Below are 15,306 nucleotides of genomic sequence, written 5' to 3'. Positions count from 1 at the left end.
ATCCTTGTCTTGGCCACGGGGCTATGCAAGGCTATGGATCAAGCGGGTGCTTGTGACCCAGCTCATGAAATAAGAACCAGCGGCTCCCAGAAGGAATGTGTCGATGTTTGGACTACCGGCGTTCACGACCATGGTCATCATCGGGGTTCCGGCCCTCTGGGTGATCTACACAGCTGTTTTCCTGTGGCTCAGCCGCGGCTGGAAGCGCGAGGATGCGAAGGAGCAGCAGTGAGCATCGAAATCCTGTTCCTGGTCATCTATTTCATCGCCATGGCCGCCATCGGCTTCTGGGCGATGAAGCGAGGCAAGCAAGATGCCGAAGGGTTCCTGCTCGGCGGACGCAGCCTCGGCCCCGGTGTCACCGCGCTGCGGCTGCAGAGTTCTTCCATGTCCGGCTACATGTTCATGGGTGCCGGATCGATGGGCTACACCCAAGGCTATTTCAGCATGTGGTACGCGCTGGGCGACCTGGGCGGCGGCATCCTGAACCTCTCGGTCCTGGGCCGGCGCATGCGCAAGCTATCCCAGATCCTGGGGTCCATCACCTCCATCGAGTACCTGGAGCATCGCTATCCCTCGAAGTGGATCCGGCTCATCGCCGCTCCCGTGGCGCTGTTCTGCATGTTCTTCTACGTGCTGGCCCAGTTCATCGCCGGCGGCCGCGGATTGGAAATGGTCTCTGGGGTTTCCTTCCCGGTGGCCTTGGCGATCGCCATCGGCGTGATTGTCCTCTATACCTTCCTGGGCGGCTACCTGGCTGTGGCCTACACCGACTTCGTGCAGGCCATCATCATGGTGGTCGGCATGGTCTGGATCCTGGTTGCCACGCTGATGGCCGTGGGCGGTTTCACCAAGGGCAATGAAGCCGTGGGCGGGATCAACCCCAACCTGCTGACTATGTGGGGAGCGGACCTGGGCTACCAGGGACAGTGGGGAGTCATTCTCGGTGCGCTGCTGGTCTTCTCCATCGGCTACATGGGCTGGCCGCACGTGGTGGTCAGCCACATGGCCATGAAGAAGCCTTCGGTGGCACGTACCGCAGGGGTCTACTCATTGGTATTCAACCTGCTGTTCATCCCCGGCCCCTACCTGGTGGGCCTGTTCGCGCTGATCCTGCTGCCCAACCTGGCCAACCCGGAAACCGCGATCTTCGAGGTCGCCGACGCGGTGCTGCCGACCTTCGCCGTGGGCATCGTCATGGCAGCGATCATGGCAGCCATCATGTCCACCGCCGATGCCCTGCTGCTGCAGGCCGGCACCATCGCCAGCCAGGACATCTACGCCCGGTTCATTAACAAGAAGATGAGCGATGCGCAGATGGTCTGGGTCTCGCGGATCACCGTGCTGGCCCTGGCCATCATCGGCTATGGCATTGCCGCTTTTGATCCTCCCGCGGTGGCCGCCGTGGTGATCTTCTCAACGACCGTGCTGGGCAGCGCCTTTGTCCCTTCCTATATCTGCGCGGTGTGGTGGAAGAAGGCCAATACCGTTGGCGCGATCTCATCGATGGCCGCCGGCACCCTGGTCTCGGTGCTCTGGCAGGTGTCCGGCGCGCCGGATGCCACCGGCATTGATCCGATGGTCACCGGCATCCTGGCCTCCACCGCGGCCATGGTCATCGGCAGCCTGGCCAGCCAGAAGTCGCATCCCGTGCCGGAGCATATTGGCCGGGCCCTGGATGAGACCGCGAAGATCGGCCCGATCCCGAAGAAGATGCTCATGGGCCAGGATGCACTGCTGGCCAGCCAGGCGGAAATGGCGGCCCGCGGTGAATGAACTGGTGCTGAAAACCTTGGTCGATGACCAGGACGCGCAACGCATCCTTGCCGCCAAGGCGCCAGGGCTGAGAGTCGAGTCGGCCAAGCTGCGCCATCATCCCTTTGCGGGGTTCATCTTCGAGGTGCCGCAGCTGGCCGGGCGGTCAGGGCAGGCGCACGCCTTGGTGGACTACTACTCGGGCAAGGCCTTCGTCTGCGATCCGTGGCAAGCCGAAGATGCGGAAACGGACCAAGTGCTGGACCGGGTGGCTGATCCGCAGTGGAACACCATCGATTTCGACACTGCACGCCGGCGGGCCAAGGCCCTGCTGTCCACCGCGGCGCTGCGCCGGGCCCGGCTGGCCTGGCGCGGCGGGGTCCGGGAAAAGAGCAGTGTCGCAAAGGTCTGGAAACCCAACTGGATGATCGAAGCGAGCCTGGAGAAAAAGTCCTACCGCGTCATGGTGGATGGACTGAACGGCGGCTACTTCATCATCGGCAGCTGAGACTGGAAACGCCGGAGGACGGCGCAATGACCAAGATCCATCCCATCACAGGAAGACATCGGAGATTCAATGAAGAATATGCCAAAGCAGTTCCCCGCTCAGTTGCTGAAGAAGGGCTCCTGCATCGTTGCCGGCTCGGCACTGTTCCTCGGCTTGGGGCTTGTCCCGGCCCACGCCGATGTCCACCCGGTCTGAGTGCACGGCGGCCAGCAGGCCCATGGCTTCGGAGACCTTCTGCGCCTGGTAGTACGGTAGCAAGATGGCACCGGTGCCGACCCGAATGGTTTCCGTGCGTTCCAAAGCCAGCGCGGTCATCATTTCCGGGGCGGCACTGGCGAAGGATTTCGAGTGGTGGTGCTCGGCAAACCAGATGCGGTGGTAGCCCAGCGCTTCCGCATCCTCAGCCAATTGCAGGCCGCTGGACATGGCCTGGCCTGCGGTGGGGGCATGCTCGGTGAGCGGGATCTGGTCAAGTATGGAAAGCCTCATGCAGGCAGGCCTGCTTTGCGATTCTCCGGGGCAAGCTGCAGCTGCATGATCATGTCCTTTCAACGGCGAGGGTCCAGTCAGTGAGCTTACCGCGTTGCGCAGGGCAGCGGGGCATCCAAGACGCGGCAAGCAGGGGAGCGCTGGCGATCCTTGCCTCCACCCTGAGGTGGGAGGCGGGGCAACGGATATCATTCCCGGTCGGGAGGACATCGCCGGCGCGCGGAACTAGTGTTGACACGTAGAGAAAGCAGCAGCTGCGTCCACCTGAGAAAAGGAATCCCATGCACGGCACTTCGCGTTCAGCATCCAACCGCACTTCGACCTGGCTGGCGGCCAGTTCCGCAGGGCTTGTCCTCGGCATGGGCCTGACTGGATGCGGCGCCATTGAAAGCTTCGACAAATCAACTGCGGATGCCTGGGCGGTGACCTACGAGATCACCGTGAGCGGGGAAGCCGCCGATGCGCTGAGTGATGTGTCCTACCTGGACTCGCCCAGCCGCGGCGAAGACTCGGCCGAAGTGACCGAGCAAGCGGTGGCCACGACCAGCGGTGCTGGCAAGAACAGCGAATCAATCTGGACTGCGCAGAGCGTCATCACGGCCGAAAAGGATGCAGCCATCGCGGCTACGCCTGCCGCAGGCAGCACCGCCACCTGCCGGATCCTGCTCGACGGGGTAAAGGAGATCGCGGCGCAAACCGGCAAGCCCGGCGAACGCGTGGAATGCGCCGTACCGACCCCTGCCTTCGGGGAAAAATTGAACCCGGCATCAGCCAAACCATGATCGGAGCGGGTATCGGAAGCATTTGATGAGTAGTTGGCGTGCTCCGAAACCAAGCGAGCATCCCCAGAGGTCGGGGGAGTGCCAGCGCCTATCTGGCACTAGCCACGAAGATAAAATGCCGAAGCCCTGCAGCTATCAAACAGCTGTAACCCTGCGGCAGTCCGCGAATGCAATTGCCCTTCATCAAGTTAATTTTCGACGATTTATAGAAAGCAAATTCTCTAGTAGTTGACTCATTCGCCATAGGATGCGATCAGCGCGACGGTGCGCTTCGGGAGTCGGACTTTGAATGGAGATGGGGTATAGGATGGCACCTTCAGAGAAGCCAGTACAAACCACCACCGACGGGCGCTACCTGATAATCGAGGGGCGGCGGTGGAGAGCCAGTGATCCCTCGATCCCTGCGAAATTACGACAAGAGCTGGTCAACGAGCTGATGTCAGCCCGCCGGGCAGTCAAGCAAGGCGAAATCGGCGCTAGCAAGCGTGTGAATAATGCCAAGCTCGCACTGGGCGAACGTGGACAGCCGTGGTGGGAGGAGCCGGAATCGGATTCAATGGGAGAGCGAATCCGCGCGACCATTCGCAGCTTGCTGAGCCATAGGGCAAACACGTCAATCTGCCCGAGTGATGTTGCACGCATAGTGGGCGGGCCGGACGAAGGGTGGCGTAAGTACATGGGCCAAGTGCGCCAGATTGCCGCGGCATTGGCCGTGCAAGGTGAAGTCGTTGCAACTCAAAATGGCGAGCCCGTGGAAGCTGACGGTGTCAAAGGGCCAATTCGGATTAGACGCCGACACCCAGGCGAATAAAATTGCCCGATCTCTAGGGGAAGAACCGAGAATATGCTGGTACCGAGGTTTTCATGCCCGGTGAAGAGGGAGTGCTTCGGGCAAGGAGTCGACCCTCTAGACGCCGTGCTCGGTGACCTTGAGCCGGCTGTGGTCGCTAAGCTATCGACCGTAATGCTGGAGCGCTTTAAAGAGGCAGTAGCTGTCGTCTTCGCGGTCAATATCGAGCATAACTCGGTAGGGGATGAACTTTTTCGCTGAGCTCCTGGAATCCGTCCTTAAATGTTTAACTGCCGAAGTTCCAACGAAAGGAGGCAGTTGACTGAAGTGGACGCTGCGTCCCAGGTAACTTTACGTGCTGATGGTGAGCATTTCTTAATGATTTTCACGAAAAGGCGTCATTGAAAGGGAACTGGCAGGCAGAAGATCCCGGTTCGAAGGCTACGAAAGGGGAGCATCATCGCTTCATGGGTAATGCCATCACGCTTTGTGCACTTTGTTGTGGCTTAGTGGCTGTTCTGGATCCTGGTATCCGCAACCCTGGATAGAGGACCGAGGCCAACAACTAGCCCCCAGAAGAAGCCCGGTTCTGGCCCATTAGCGGTCCAACCCAACATGGGTATTGACCAGCCATGAGAATGAGCCAGGACCGCTGGGCTGAAGGGCTTACTGGCTGGCGCCCGCCGCGACGGGCGCTTCTGCGTGGCAGCGTTCTGGGAGAGGATATCGAGCCGGTGAGGTGGTTCGCGACTGCATAGCGGGGCAGGCTGGGATCTTGTGGGCGACGGCAGTGTTCTTCCAGAATTTCACACGGAACTCAGCAATGAGCTCGGTCGCCAGGCGTTCGAAGAACTCTTCCATGGTGAGTCGATCAGCGCAGGCCCTGGTGACTTTCAGTGCTGCTTGGGGGACGGTGACATGCATCATGTGCAGTTCTTCGGTTTGCGGATCGAGCATGGCCACCAGCACTGCACGGCCATGGATTGATGCCATGCCCATGGCATCGTTGAGAGATTCGGCAGGCTGCGTCATGACGATCGGCATTCCCTGCGCCCAGCCGTAGTCGGACAGGTGGGACTTGCCTTCACGGGTGGCGAGAAAATCAGCGACTCTGACTGCGGTTCGGGTTCGTGCGATTCGACCTGGCATTTTAGATACTTCCCTTTCGTGCACTGCTCATGAAAAATATCGATGTGGACGTAATTCTCCGCAGTGAGATGCGCTTCGGAAAGGTCCCGTCGTTTTGGTGGTGCCGCTCTTGGCGGGCGGCGGGTGCTGCAGATCCTAGGCCATGCTCAAATCTGCATGGGATCCATCTGATTCACTTCCCAAACTGGTAGGTTCGGACCCTAAACCAGTGGTGGGGGCCAGCGAAGGTGCGGTGGAAGGCTGATCGAGCCAATGCGCGGGGAGTCCAGCTTCGGGCGCGTGCTCTGGTGCTGCGAGCAGGCTCTCCTTGCCGGCGACGGCGAACTGCAGATTCTTCACCTCGAATCGGACACCGAGCGCTGTCTCCATCTGCGGCATGAGGGTGTCGTTGACGTATTGCATCAGCGAGGATACGTCCCGTTCACTCTTCGCGGTGCAGGCCAAATTCACGACCAGCTGCTCCGGGGACCCGGTAATGGTGCATATTGCTGAATGCACCGCGTCCCGGCTCCGACACTCTTCAGAGGCGAAGGCGGCGATCTTGTGGATTCGCGTGGTCCACGAATTGGTGTCATGCATCGTTGTTTCTACGGGAACTGCTAAGGATTCTCTCATCTTTCACTCCGGTACTGATAGCTGTTTCGTAGTAGAATATCTTTAGACAAGCTAACTATTAGATAGTTTACATGATTTTTTCTGTGTCGAGCAAGCTGGACCTCGCGAAGAAGGGTATTGGAACCCCAGGGGTTGCGGGCATGGCGTTCGCATCCGGCGGAAGGAGTTGTCATGAGTAGGTATCAAGCCAGTGGGTATTGGTACGGCGAGGGCCGTTCGGTGCCCGAGGCGGTGGATTTGTTGAATCTGATGCGCAAGTACCGTGAGGCGGAGCGCAAGATGCGAGCTGCGACCCGCGGTTCGATGGGAATGAATGAGACCGATATGTCGGCGCTGCGCTTCCTGCTCGCTGCGCACCGTAAGGGGTTGGTTCCCCGCCAGCGGGATTTTGCTGAGGAACTGGGGATCTCCAATGCTTCGGTGTCGGTATTGATCGACCGGTTATGCCGCGATGGGTATGCCGAGCGTATTGTGCATCCTGCGGATCGGCGGTCTGTGGGAATTGTGCCCACTGACTACAGTGATACGGAAGTTCGTGGAACGCTGCATCGGATGCATGAGCAGATGATGGATGCCGTAGGCACGCTCTCCGAGGCCGAGAGGGTTGCGGTTGCCAAGTTCCTGAAGGCCATGATCCGCAGCGTCGAGATCGAGGACGAGCCAAGCCAGCCTTCCAGGGGGAAATCTGAGATGGCGGAGAGCACCGCGTCTTCCCGGTAGGTGCAGAGCGCATAGCACCGCTTTATCCACGCTGGAAGATCTGACCGATACCTTAGTTAGCAGACCGACCAAGGGATAGTTGTCCGTTTAGTTTCCTTCAGTGATTTTGATTCTCCACGTGCTCTAGTTGAGTGATCGTCTGACGCGCGAGGGGCCTAGTCCCTGTGTTTCTGAAGACAGGTTTCTGAGGAAAACCTTGTGGTAGCTGTCGCAGGCAACTTGGACGCGTAAGTTAGAGGAAACCAGAAAGTATTTAGCCTTTCTAACAAGTTAGGATGATGCAAATGCCACGAAAGCACGTTGATGTAAGTGTCAGCCATGCTGAGTTCGAGGATCTGAATAACGCTCTGGAGGACCATCGAGATGGTTTCAAGAAGATGGCCGAAGAAGCGACTAATGGCTTCGGCTTAGAGCCGGCCTACTGGGAAGGACGAGCCCAGGAAGTCGAGGGTCTACGCGAGACGATTCACGAGCACAGTACTGATGAACTGGAACAGTTTGAGTCTTCCACCAGAGAAGCGGACACTGGCCCCGAGGTTGATTCGGCTCGGGATCGGGACTTTGAATCCGATTCTCGCCAGTGAGCATCCGGCGCAGGCATGCGAGAGGCACTTCTTCACACGGCAACGGTCCACCACTATTCCGTGGTGGACCGTTGCTCTGCAGGTGCAGTTAGGCACGCTTGTGCGTGAGCAATCCCCTAATGACTAGTACGATCAGCGAACCGCCAATGGCCAGGACCCAGCTGGACAGGGACCAGAACTGGTCCACGCCTTCGCCGAAGACTGCTGAGCCGATCCAGCCACCTACGATTGCGCCGACGACGCCCAGCAGCAAAGTAGCGAACCATCCGCCGCCCTGCTCTCCGGGTTTGATGGCCTTGGCAATAGCACCGGCGATCAGTCCCAAAACGATCCAACTTAAAATATCCATGGGTTCTTCTCGACTAGTTCGTATTGGGTCTTGCCCGTTGGCGGCGACACTCGCCCCTTGTCCAGCAAGCTACCCGCAGGTGCCATCCAGCAGGCGCTCAGCGAACGGCACGTGGCGGCGATAGGATTGCAAGGAGCCGCCGAGGTGTACCCGGCGGGCGGGAAGGCATAGCAAAGCAGTGGACCCAAGGATTTCATCGCGCAAGGACAGGCAGAACTTTCCTGCCGCTGCGCTGCCCTCGGGCCGCGGCCTGCCTGCCCTGAGGCAGATCCTCGGTTTCCTGCTGCGCGTGCTGAAGCTTGGGCACGTGCGCGTTTTCCGCTACCTGGCGGTGATCACCACCCTGCAGGCAGCTAATGGCTTGCTGGTCATCCCTGCGATCAAGTACCTCTTCGGCCTGGCGCTGGAAATCAGCAAGCTGAACAACGTCACCGACCGGACCTACACCGTGCTGCTGGCCCATCCGGTCTCGGTGCTGCTCCTGCTGGCCATCGCGGTGCTGGCACTGGGCGCGGTGAGCGTGCAGTTCGTGGCACTGATCGTGATGGTCAACCGCCAGCAATCCGGGAAGCCTCCCAACCTGCGGGCCGAGTGCCGCGAGACCGCCGCCTGCCTTGGCCGGATGCTGTCCTACCCCTCGCCGCTGATGATGGTGTACTTTTTCCTCGCCCTGCCGCTGGGCGGCTTGGGCCTGTCTTCGGTGCTGATCCAGGGTGTGGGGATCCCGCCCTTCGTGACCCGCGAGTACCTCAAGGCGCCGCTGAGCACGGGGATCTACCTGCTGATGATCGGGGCGATCATCTACGCAAACCTCCGCCTGGTGCTCACCTTGCCGCTGCTGGCTGTCGGGCCGAAGCGGCCGCTGGCTGCCTTGGGCACCAGCCTGAAGGCCACGCACCGCAACAGCCTGCGCTACCTGCTGCTGATCGGGATCCCGCTGGGAGTCTGCGCCCTGTGCGCCTCGCTGCTGGTCGAGGCGCTGGTGTGGACCTCGGATCTGGCCGCCAGCCTGCTCGGCGTGCAGAACTCCGCGCTGGTGGCGACCCTGTGCATCGGCGTGGGACACACGCTCGGTTTCCTGCTGATCGGAGCCGCGACCGTGGTGGCGATCCAGATTGTGGTGGCCCTGAGCCGCGAGCACCTGGCACTGCCCGTCACCCTGCAGGAGCGCTCGCAGCGGCATCGCAGCGCGCAGTCGCGCGCACTGAAGGCCACCGCCGGGACCGCGGCCGCGGCCTTGGTGCTTTCAGCGAGCTTTGCCGCATCCCCTGCCTTGGGGCAGACCGCAACGGGAGCCGGGGACGCGCAGATCCTGGCCCACCGCGGCTACTCGGCGGGCGGGGTGGAAAACACCTTGGGAGCCCTGGAAGCCGCGGCAACGCATCAGGCCGACATCGTCGAGGCCGATTTCCAGGAAACCGCGGACGGGCATTTCGTAGCCAGCCACGATACCAACCTGCTGGTGGTCGCCGGGGTGAACCGGAACATCCACGAGATGACCCTGGCCGAAGTCCGGAAGGTCACCGTGCGCGAAGGCGGCTTCGCCGACCGCATCCCCACCATGCAGGAGTACCTGGAGCACGCCGATGAGCTGGGCATCCCGGTGCTCGTGGAGCTGAAGGTCACCGGCCACGAATCCAAGGGCTACCTGGAGCGCTTCCTGGCGCAGCTGGACGCGATCGGGACCACCACGCAGAACATCTACCATTCGCTCAGCCCCCGGGCAGTCAAGGAAATCAAGGCGCAGCGCCCCGAGCTGCGGGTCGGGCTGACCGTGGCCATGAGCGTGGGCGGGCTGCCGAAGGCGAACGCCGATTTCTACACCCTGGAGCAGGCCTCCTTCACCCGCGAATTCCTGGAGCAGGCCCACGCGCTGGACCGGGAGGTGTATGCCTGGACCGTTAATGACGAGTCCACCATCCGCGAGCTGCTGGGCCTCGGCGTGGACGGCATCGTCACGGACAACGTGGAACTGGCCATCCGGGACCGCTACCTGGTGGCCAACAACCCCGCCGCGGAGTATCGGGTGGGTTCCGCGCTGGCGTACCTGGACATCTTCCGCTAGATTCCGGCGCTCAGGGCGTCTCCGGATAGGTGCCATCGCCCAAATCCGGATTTGCCAGCGACTGCAACGGATCATGCAAGAACACCCGACGCCCTTCATTGCGCAGCCGGCGCAGCCCTTCCAAGGTCATTCGCCGGGCCACATCGGTGAAGGAGAAGACCCGGGAAATATCCACGTGCACGTCTCCGTCGAAACGCGACTCGGACATGATATCGAGCAGTTCGGCAGCTGCGGTGAACTGCACGTTGCCCTGCAGCGAGAAGGTCTCGCGCGTGCCGCCGCGCTGCACGTCGATGACATCGAGCCGGCCATGGCTCGGGGCCAGCAGGTGCATGCCCATGTCCGTGGACAGCCGCTCGAAGGCCCGCCGCGCCCGCTGGCTGTTGCCGTGCGAATCCAGCCGCGGCGAGAACGCGCCGATGCCCACCTGGTCCGGCAGCACGCCCACCAGCCCGCCGGCCACCCCGCTCTTGGCGGGGATCCCGACGCGGGTCAGCCAGTCGCCGGCCCCGTCGTACATTCCGGCCACCGCCATCACCGACATCACCTGGCGGGCCGTGGCCTCGTCCATGATCCGCTCGTGCGTGCACGGCTGCACCCCGCCATTGGCCAAGGTGGCGGCCATCGCCGACAGATCCGCCACGGTGACCAGGATGGAGCACTGGCGGGTGTAGCCGGTGACCACCTCATGCGGGTCATCGTCGATGATCCCGTGCTTGCGCAGCATGTGGGCCATGGACAAATTGTGGTCCGCGGTGCCCAGCTCCGAGTTGAAGACCGCTTCGTCGATGCGCAGCCGGCGCCCGGCCAGTGCGGAGAACAAATCCAGTGCCCGGTCAACGCGCTGCTCGCCGGTGGCGTCGGCGCCGACCATCAGGCCGTGGGCGGCGATCGCACCGGCATTGATCATCGGGTTCTTCGGCCGATTGGTGCCATCCTCCAGCGACAGCTCGTTGAAGGCCTCGCCCGAAGGCTCCACCCCGATATGTTCCAGCACATGCTCCAGCCCGCGGTCCATGATGGCCGCCGCGTAGGCGAAGGGCTTGGAGATGGACTGGATGGTGAACTCGATCCCGGCATCCCCGGCGCTGTAGGTGCTGCCCATGGCGGTGGTCACGGCCAGGGCGAAGAAATCCGGATTTGCGTCGGCCAGCTCGGGAATGTAGCCGGCGCGCTGCCCGGCGGTGTCGTCGCGCAGCGCATCGAGCACTTCGTGGAGGTAATCGGGAATCGGATTCTTCATGGTGCCATTTCCTCTTGGATCTTGGGTGGATTCTGCCATTGTTCCGGTTATGGCCCACCCTATCGGCAAGAGCGCCCTATGCCGTGTACCCATGCTTACGGCCGGTTAGAAAGTGCCTGCGGAAGTTGCTGGATTTCTGGGACGTTCAGCCGCGCAGGGCTTTGCCGTGCGGCGACTTCTATGGGGACAGAAAGCTGGCCCCGATCATAAGGAGAGAGATCATGAAATGCAGGCTGATCATGCGTGCAATTTCGGATTCATCCAGCCTTCTGGCGGATTTGCCGATGCCTTCGCGCATTGCAGTGCAATTCAGAGCTTCGGATTCATGAGCGTCGAAGAAGGCCAATCAGTCGAATACAAGATTGAAGCGGGACCGCCGAAGGATGCCGTGATGGGCGATGAGGATCTGGCCGGCAACCACTCGCTGCTGAGGCTGCTCTGATTTGGATTTCACTGCCACTATCGCGCCTGGAGTCTCGGACAGGATGGCTGCTGCAGGACACTGTTGTCCTCTTGGGATTGCCGCATTCTCGCCTGTCGATAATGCGTATAGGCCCAGCCGCGTGGCACCGGGGAAACTGGCAGTAGGCCCTGTTTCTGCAGGGATGTGCTGCTTACCGAAAGGACGTCATCGTGTACTTTATTGTCGTTAAATTCAAAGTCAAGTCGGATTGCTCAGACCGCTGGCCGGATCTGGTGCGCAGTTTCACCGAGTCAACCCGTGCGGAACCAGGCAACCTTTGGTTTGATTGGTCGCGCAGCCTTGAAGACCCCAACGAATTCGTTCTGGTTGAAGCCTTCCAGGACGACGCAGCTGGAGACCACGTGGGCAGCGACCACTTCAAGCAGGCCATGATCGACATGGCGCCGGCCCTGGTTGAAACTCCGCGCATCGTCAGCCGGCAGATCGAAGGCGATACCTGGGACCGCATGGGCGAATTGGAAATCAGCTAGCAACTTTTGCGATGAACCCTGAAATTGCTGGGGCAAGGCCAGCGGCAGCTGCGACTCATATTGAAGTTCCCAGCTCACCTCGACAAGATGGGGTTATGGGATATAACGATTCACTAGCTGGCCTTGCTTCAGTTCAAAAAGCATTCGCCTTGCTGGACGTGGTGGCCGCGCATAACCGGGGTATGGCTGCCAAGGAGATCGCTGCAGAACTGCAGATGCCCTTGCCTACCGTTTATCGCCTGCTCAAGACCTTGACCCTGTCGGGCCACCTGGTCCACCTGCGCGATGAAGGGCTCTATGCCCTGGGCTACAAGCTTCACGCCCTGGATAACTCGCTGCGCCGGCAGGTAGGCACCCCGCCTTCGGTGGCGCGCTTGATCCGCGAATTGCATGTGCGGGCCGATGCCGCCGCCTACTACGCAGTGCACCGCGGAGAAGATATCGTGGTGGCCCACGTCGTTGAGTCGCCACTGCGCCCGCGCATCACCCCCATGGGCTTCGGGTTCAACAATGGTGCCCATGCGACCGCCTTCGGCAAAGTGCTGTTGGCGGCCATGGATGCCGAACGCTGCCACGCCTACCTGGACAAGCACGGCATGCCCGGGATGACCTCCGCGACCATCTGCGATCCGCAGGTCTTTGCCGCAGAACTGGACGCCGTACGCGAGACCGGCATTGCCATCGAACGCGAAGAATTCATCCGAGGCGCCTCCTGCATGGCCGCCCCGGTAACCACGGGCGCCGGGCAAGTCATCGGATCGGTGGCAGTTTCCATGGACCCGGCCGAATTCCAGACCCGCCACCGAGACGTCTCCGTCCTGCTGCGCGATGTGGCTTCGCGGGTGAGCCGCGCGCTGCGGGGCACCTCGATGCTAGGCGCAGCTTGCGCCGACTAACGAGGTGCCCGGACAGCCTACAACTTGGCCTGGGCCATTTGCTCGACGATGTACTCGGCCTGGCGGATGGCCAGCGCCACGATGGTCAAGGTCGGATTGGCCGCGGCTCCAGTGGTGAATTGCGAGCCATCGGAGATGAACAGATTCGCAACATCATGGGCCTGGCCGAAAGCGTTGACCACCCCGTCTTCAGGACGCTGGCTCATTCGCGCCGTACCGAGATTATGCGTCGACGGGTACGGGGGAGTGTGGTGCATGGACCGCGCGCCCACTGCCTCGAAGAGCAGCGAACCCTGCTGGTAGCCGTGCGTTCGCATGGCGAGGTCATTGGAGTGGTCGTCAAAATGGACATTCGGCACCGGCAGGCCCAAGCGGTCGCTCACCGTGTTGTTCAGCGTGATTCGATTGCTTTCCTGCGGCATATCCTCACCGGTAATCCACATGCCCGCAGTGTTCAAGTAGTCGTCCAGCAGCGTAGTGAATTCCGGTCCCCAGCCGCCGGGCTCCACGAAGCTGGCGAGGAACGCCGGCCCCAACGCGATGGTTTCCATGTAATAGCCACCGCAGAATCCGCGATCCGGATCATGGCGGGATTCGTCGGCAATCAGCCCGGCCATCGTCTCGCCCCGGTGCATGTTCACCGGCTGGTCGAACTTGGCATAGACGCTGCCGGTGGTGTGGCGCATGTAGTTGCGACCCAGCTGGCCCGAGGAGTTCGCCAATCCATCGGGGAACAGCGGCGAAGCTGACAGCATCAGCAAGCGAGGGGTTTCAATGGCGTTGCCGGCCACCGCCACGATGCGTGCTTTTTGGCGCTGCGGGTTCCCTTCGGAATCTATGTAGATGACTCCGTCCACCTTGCCGGCAGCAGTATGGGTAACTTGAACAGCATGCGATTCGGGACGCAAATCCAGCAGGCCGGTGCGCAGCGACTTCGGGATTTCCGAGACCATTGTGGACCATTTGGATTTGTTCTTGTCGCCCTGGAAGTTGAACCCATCCTGGATGGATGCTGGGCGGCCGTCGTAGGGTTCGGCATTGGTTGCGTAGGGCCCGGTGGCATACTGGCGGTAGCCCAGGCGCTGGGCTCCATTGGCAAAAACCTTGTAGTTGTTGTTGGCCGGCAGCGCGGGACGCCCGTGGCGGTGGGTGCTGCCCATCTTCTGCTCGGCACGGTCGTAGTACGGTGCCAAATCGTCCAGGTTGATGGGCCAGTCCAGCAGGTTGGCCCCGTCGACCCGGCCGTAGGTGCTGCGCGCCTTGAACTCATGTGCCTTGAATCGCGGGGTGGCCCCGGACCAGTGGGTGGTGGTGCCTCCGACCGCCTTGACGATCCAGGCCGGCAGATTGGGGAAGTCGCGGGCCACGCGCCATGACCCCGAGGTGGTCCGCGGATCCAGCCAAGCCATCTGGTTGAAGGCGGCCCATTCGTCCTGGTGGTAGTCCTCATTCTTCAGATACGGGCCGGCCTCCAGCATGACCACCTTGACGCCCTTGGAAACCAGCTCATGGGCCAAAGTTCCGCCGCCGGCGCCGGAGCCGATGACGACAACTACCGAGTCGTCGTCATGGTCGTGCACTGCCGATTGCTCTTCGGTGCTCATCGGGTTGTCCCTTCCTCGAGGATTCCTGAATCACCCAGGACGTTGTCCACGGGCTTGCTGCTGGTTTCCGGTGCGTAGGCTTTCACGGCGTAGGGAAGCGGGCCCTGGTCTTGTACGGGCTCTCCGCTTTCCTCGATGCGCGGTTCGGGTAACCAATTCAGATCATTGAAACCGCGGTTCACGTAGCCGCCCTTGGAGAAGGATTCGCCTTCGTAGCCCAGGGCCTGATGCACTTCGGGGTCATCGTAGAAATTGAGGACTACGGTGCGGCGGATGAAGGCGAAGAACTCCAGATCCGCGATGCGCTTGAGCACCGCCAGTGCACGGTCATCGGGAAGATCCAGGAAATGCTCTTCGCTGAGCGTATCCAGGGTCATCAAGCCCTGGGTCAAAGCCATGCGGAACCAGCTGGATTCGGCTGAAGCCTCGATGATTTTCTCTGTCATGCGCTCGTAGGGCCCATCCGGGAACTGCGGGTGCGGAAACGAAACCCGAATGATCCGGGTCAAGATCCGCCGAGCCTCATCCGAGAGCTCCAGGGCGTTGAGAGATGAATATTTTGCTGGGAACACCATTGTTGTCACCTCGATTATTAGACGGTTAGGTCAGTTCCTGCGCTGATTCTGCAGGGAAACCGGCAGTGAAGCCTTACTTGGATTATGTAGTGCACGTCACAGTGCTGCCAGCGTCGTTATCGGCTGGTGAGAATGGCCCGGCAACGCGCTCGGCGCCACGTTGCGGGCATTATCGCTCTGCGAGAACGAAGCTATCCCCGCAGCGAGCGCGGGCCCCAAGCTGGGCAG

General features: G+C 61.2%; 18 protein-coding genes. 11 read left to right on the top strand and 7 right to left on the bottom strand.

What is annotated here, in order from left to right; translation table 11 throughout:
- Positions 1–103: 103 nt before the first annotated feature.
- Genes ACWICV_RS10125 through ACWICV_RS10115 form a run of 3 tightly spaced genes read left to right on the top strand, consistent with a single transcriptional unit; the run spans position 104 to position 2,263 of the window.
- Positions 104–232, top strand: a complete 129-nt coding sequence (locus ACWICV_RS10125; protein WP_286134668.1) for a hypothetical protein — start codon at positions 104–106, stop codon at positions 230–232.
- Positions 229–1,776 (top strand): sodium/proline symporter, encoded by a 1,548-nt coding sequence (locus tag ACWICV_RS10120; RefSeq protein WP_133833950.1) that lies wholly within the window; start codon positions 229–231, stop codon positions 1,774–1,776. The genes ACWICV_RS10125 and ACWICV_RS10120 overlap by 4 nt, the downstream gene beginning before the upstream one ends.
- Positions 1,769–2,263 (top strand): hypothetical protein, encoded by a 495-nt coding sequence (locus tag ACWICV_RS10115; protein WP_454090267.1) that lies wholly within the window; start codon positions 1,769–1,771, stop codon positions 2,261–2,263. Before ACWICV_RS10120 ends, ACWICV_RS10115 begins: the two co-directional genes overlap by 8 nt.
- Before the next feature lie 66 nt (positions 2,264–2,329).
- On the opposite strand, the gene ACWICV_RS10110 is transcribed toward ACWICV_RS10115, so the two are convergent.
- On the bottom strand, positions 2,330–2,752 hold the full coding sequence (locus ACWICV_RS10110; RefSeq protein WP_454090268.1) for an LLM class flavin-dependent oxidoreductase: 423 nt from the start codon (positions 2,750–2,752) through the stop codon (positions 2,330–2,332).
- Positions 2,753–3,033: 281 nt separating this feature from the next.
- Here ACWICV_RS10110 and ACWICV_RS10105 point away from each other — a divergent pair, with 281 nt between their 5' ends.
- On the top strand, positions 3,034–3,534 hold the full coding sequence (locus ACWICV_RS10105; protein WP_454090269.1) for a hypothetical protein: 501 nt from the start codon (positions 3,034–3,036) through the stop codon (positions 3,532–3,534).
- A gap of 289 nt (positions 3,535–3,823) precedes the next feature.
- Positions 3,824–4,345, top strand: coding sequence for a DUF3253 domain-containing protein (locus ACWICV_RS10100; RefSeq protein ID WP_454152487.1), 522 nt, complete (start codon positions 3,824–3,826; stop codon positions 4,343–4,345).
- Positions 4,346–4,990: 645 nt separating this feature from the next.
- On the opposite strand, the gene ACWICV_RS10095 is transcribed toward ACWICV_RS10100, so the two are convergent.
- Positions 4,991–5,473, bottom strand: a complete 483-nt coding sequence (locus tag ACWICV_RS10095) for a hypothetical protein (protein WP_105658938.1) — start codon at positions 5,471–5,473, stop codon at positions 4,991–4,993.
- Positions 5,474–5,608: 135 nt separating this feature from the next.
- Positions 5,609–6,052, bottom strand: a complete 444-nt coding sequence (locus tag ACWICV_RS10090; RefSeq protein ID WP_454090270.1) for a hypothetical protein — start codon at positions 6,050–6,052, stop codon at positions 5,609–5,611.
- Positions 6,053–6,259: 207 nt separating this feature from the next.
- On the opposite strand from ACWICV_RS10090, the gene ACWICV_RS10085 reads away from it, so the two are divergent.
- Together ACWICV_RS10085 and ACWICV_RS10080 are read left to right on the top strand one after the other, a co-directional pair.
- Positions 6,260–6,808: a MarR family winged helix-turn-helix transcriptional regulator gene (locus ACWICV_RS10085; protein WP_402471599.1), complete on the top strand. Its 549-nt coding sequence runs from the start codon at positions 6,260–6,262 to the stop codon at positions 6,806–6,808.
- Positions 6,809–7,092: 284 nt separating this feature from the next.
- Positions 7,093–7,392: a hypothetical protein gene (locus ACWICV_RS10080; protein ID WP_133833959.1), complete on the top strand. Its 300-nt coding sequence runs from the start codon at positions 7,093–7,095 to the stop codon at positions 7,390–7,392.
- Between the two features lie 88 nt (positions 7,393–7,480).
- Here the strand turns inward: ACWICV_RS10080 and ACWICV_RS10075 are convergent, their stop codons facing one another.
- Positions 7,481–7,741, bottom strand: a complete 261-nt coding sequence (locus tag ACWICV_RS10075) for a GlsB/YeaQ/YmgE family stress response membrane protein (RefSeq protein WP_454090271.1) — start codon at positions 7,739–7,741, stop codon at positions 7,481–7,483.
- Between the two features lie 178 nt (positions 7,742–7,919).
- Between ACWICV_RS10075 and ACWICV_RS10070 the strand changes: the two genes are divergently transcribed.
- Positions 7,920–9,806, top strand: a complete 1,887-nt coding sequence (locus ACWICV_RS10070) for a glycerophosphoryl diester phosphodiesterase membrane domain-containing protein (RefSeq protein WP_454090272.1) — start codon at positions 7,920–7,922, stop codon at positions 9,804–9,806.
- Positions 9,807–9,816: 10 nt separating this feature from the next.
- On the opposite strand, the gene ACWICV_RS10065 is transcribed toward ACWICV_RS10070, so the two are convergent.
- Positions 9,817–11,049, bottom strand: coding sequence for a glutaminase (locus ACWICV_RS10065; protein ID WP_454090273.1), 1,233 nt, complete (start codon positions 11,047–11,049; stop codon positions 9,817–9,819).
- Between the two features lie 112 nt (positions 11,050–11,161).
- On the opposite strand from ACWICV_RS10065, the gene ACWICV_RS10060 reads away from it, so the two are divergent.
- From ACWICV_RS10060 to ACWICV_RS10050, 3 genes are all read left to right on the top strand, one after another.
- On the top strand, positions 11,162–11,491 hold the full coding sequence (locus ACWICV_RS10060) for a cold shock domain-containing protein (protein WP_402471589.1): 330 nt from the start codon (positions 11,162–11,164) through the stop codon (positions 11,489–11,491).
- A 191-nt stretch (positions 11,492–11,682) separates the two neighbouring features.
- The gene (locus tag ACWICV_RS10055) at positions 11,683–12,003 is read left to right on the top strand and encodes a putative quinol monooxygenase (protein ID WP_454090274.1); all 321 of its coding nucleotides are present in this window, start codon (positions 11,683–11,685) and stop codon (positions 12,001–12,003) included.
- A gap of 95 nt (positions 12,004–12,098) precedes the next feature.
- The gene (locus tag ACWICV_RS10050) at positions 12,099–12,899 is read left to right on the top strand and encodes an IclR family transcriptional regulator (RefSeq protein WP_105658947.1); all 801 of its coding nucleotides are present in this window, start codon (positions 12,099–12,101) and stop codon (positions 12,897–12,899) included.
- Positions 12,900–12,916: 17 nt separating this feature from the next.
- On the opposite strand, the gene ACWICV_RS10045 is transcribed toward ACWICV_RS10050, so the two are convergent.
- Together ACWICV_RS10045 and ACWICV_RS10040 are read right to left on the bottom strand one after the other, a co-directional pair.
- Positions 12,917–14,503 carry a GMC family oxidoreductase gene (locus tag ACWICV_RS10045; protein WP_454090275.1) on the bottom strand — a complete coding sequence of 529 codons (1,587 nt, stop codon included), beginning with the start codon at positions 14,501–14,503 and terminating at the stop codon, positions 12,917–12,919.
- Positions 14,500–15,078, bottom strand: a complete 579-nt coding sequence (locus tag ACWICV_RS10040; RefSeq protein WP_105662355.1) for a gluconate 2-dehydrogenase subunit 3 family protein — start codon at positions 15,076–15,078, stop codon at positions 14,500–14,502. Before ACWICV_RS10040 ends, ACWICV_RS10045 begins: the two co-directional genes overlap by 4 nt.
- Positions 15,079–15,306 lie beyond the last annotated feature (228 nt).

The organism is Glutamicibacter sp. NPDC055354, assembly GCF_053644955.1.
This window is presented reverse-complemented; position numbering and strand designations above follow the sequence as displayed.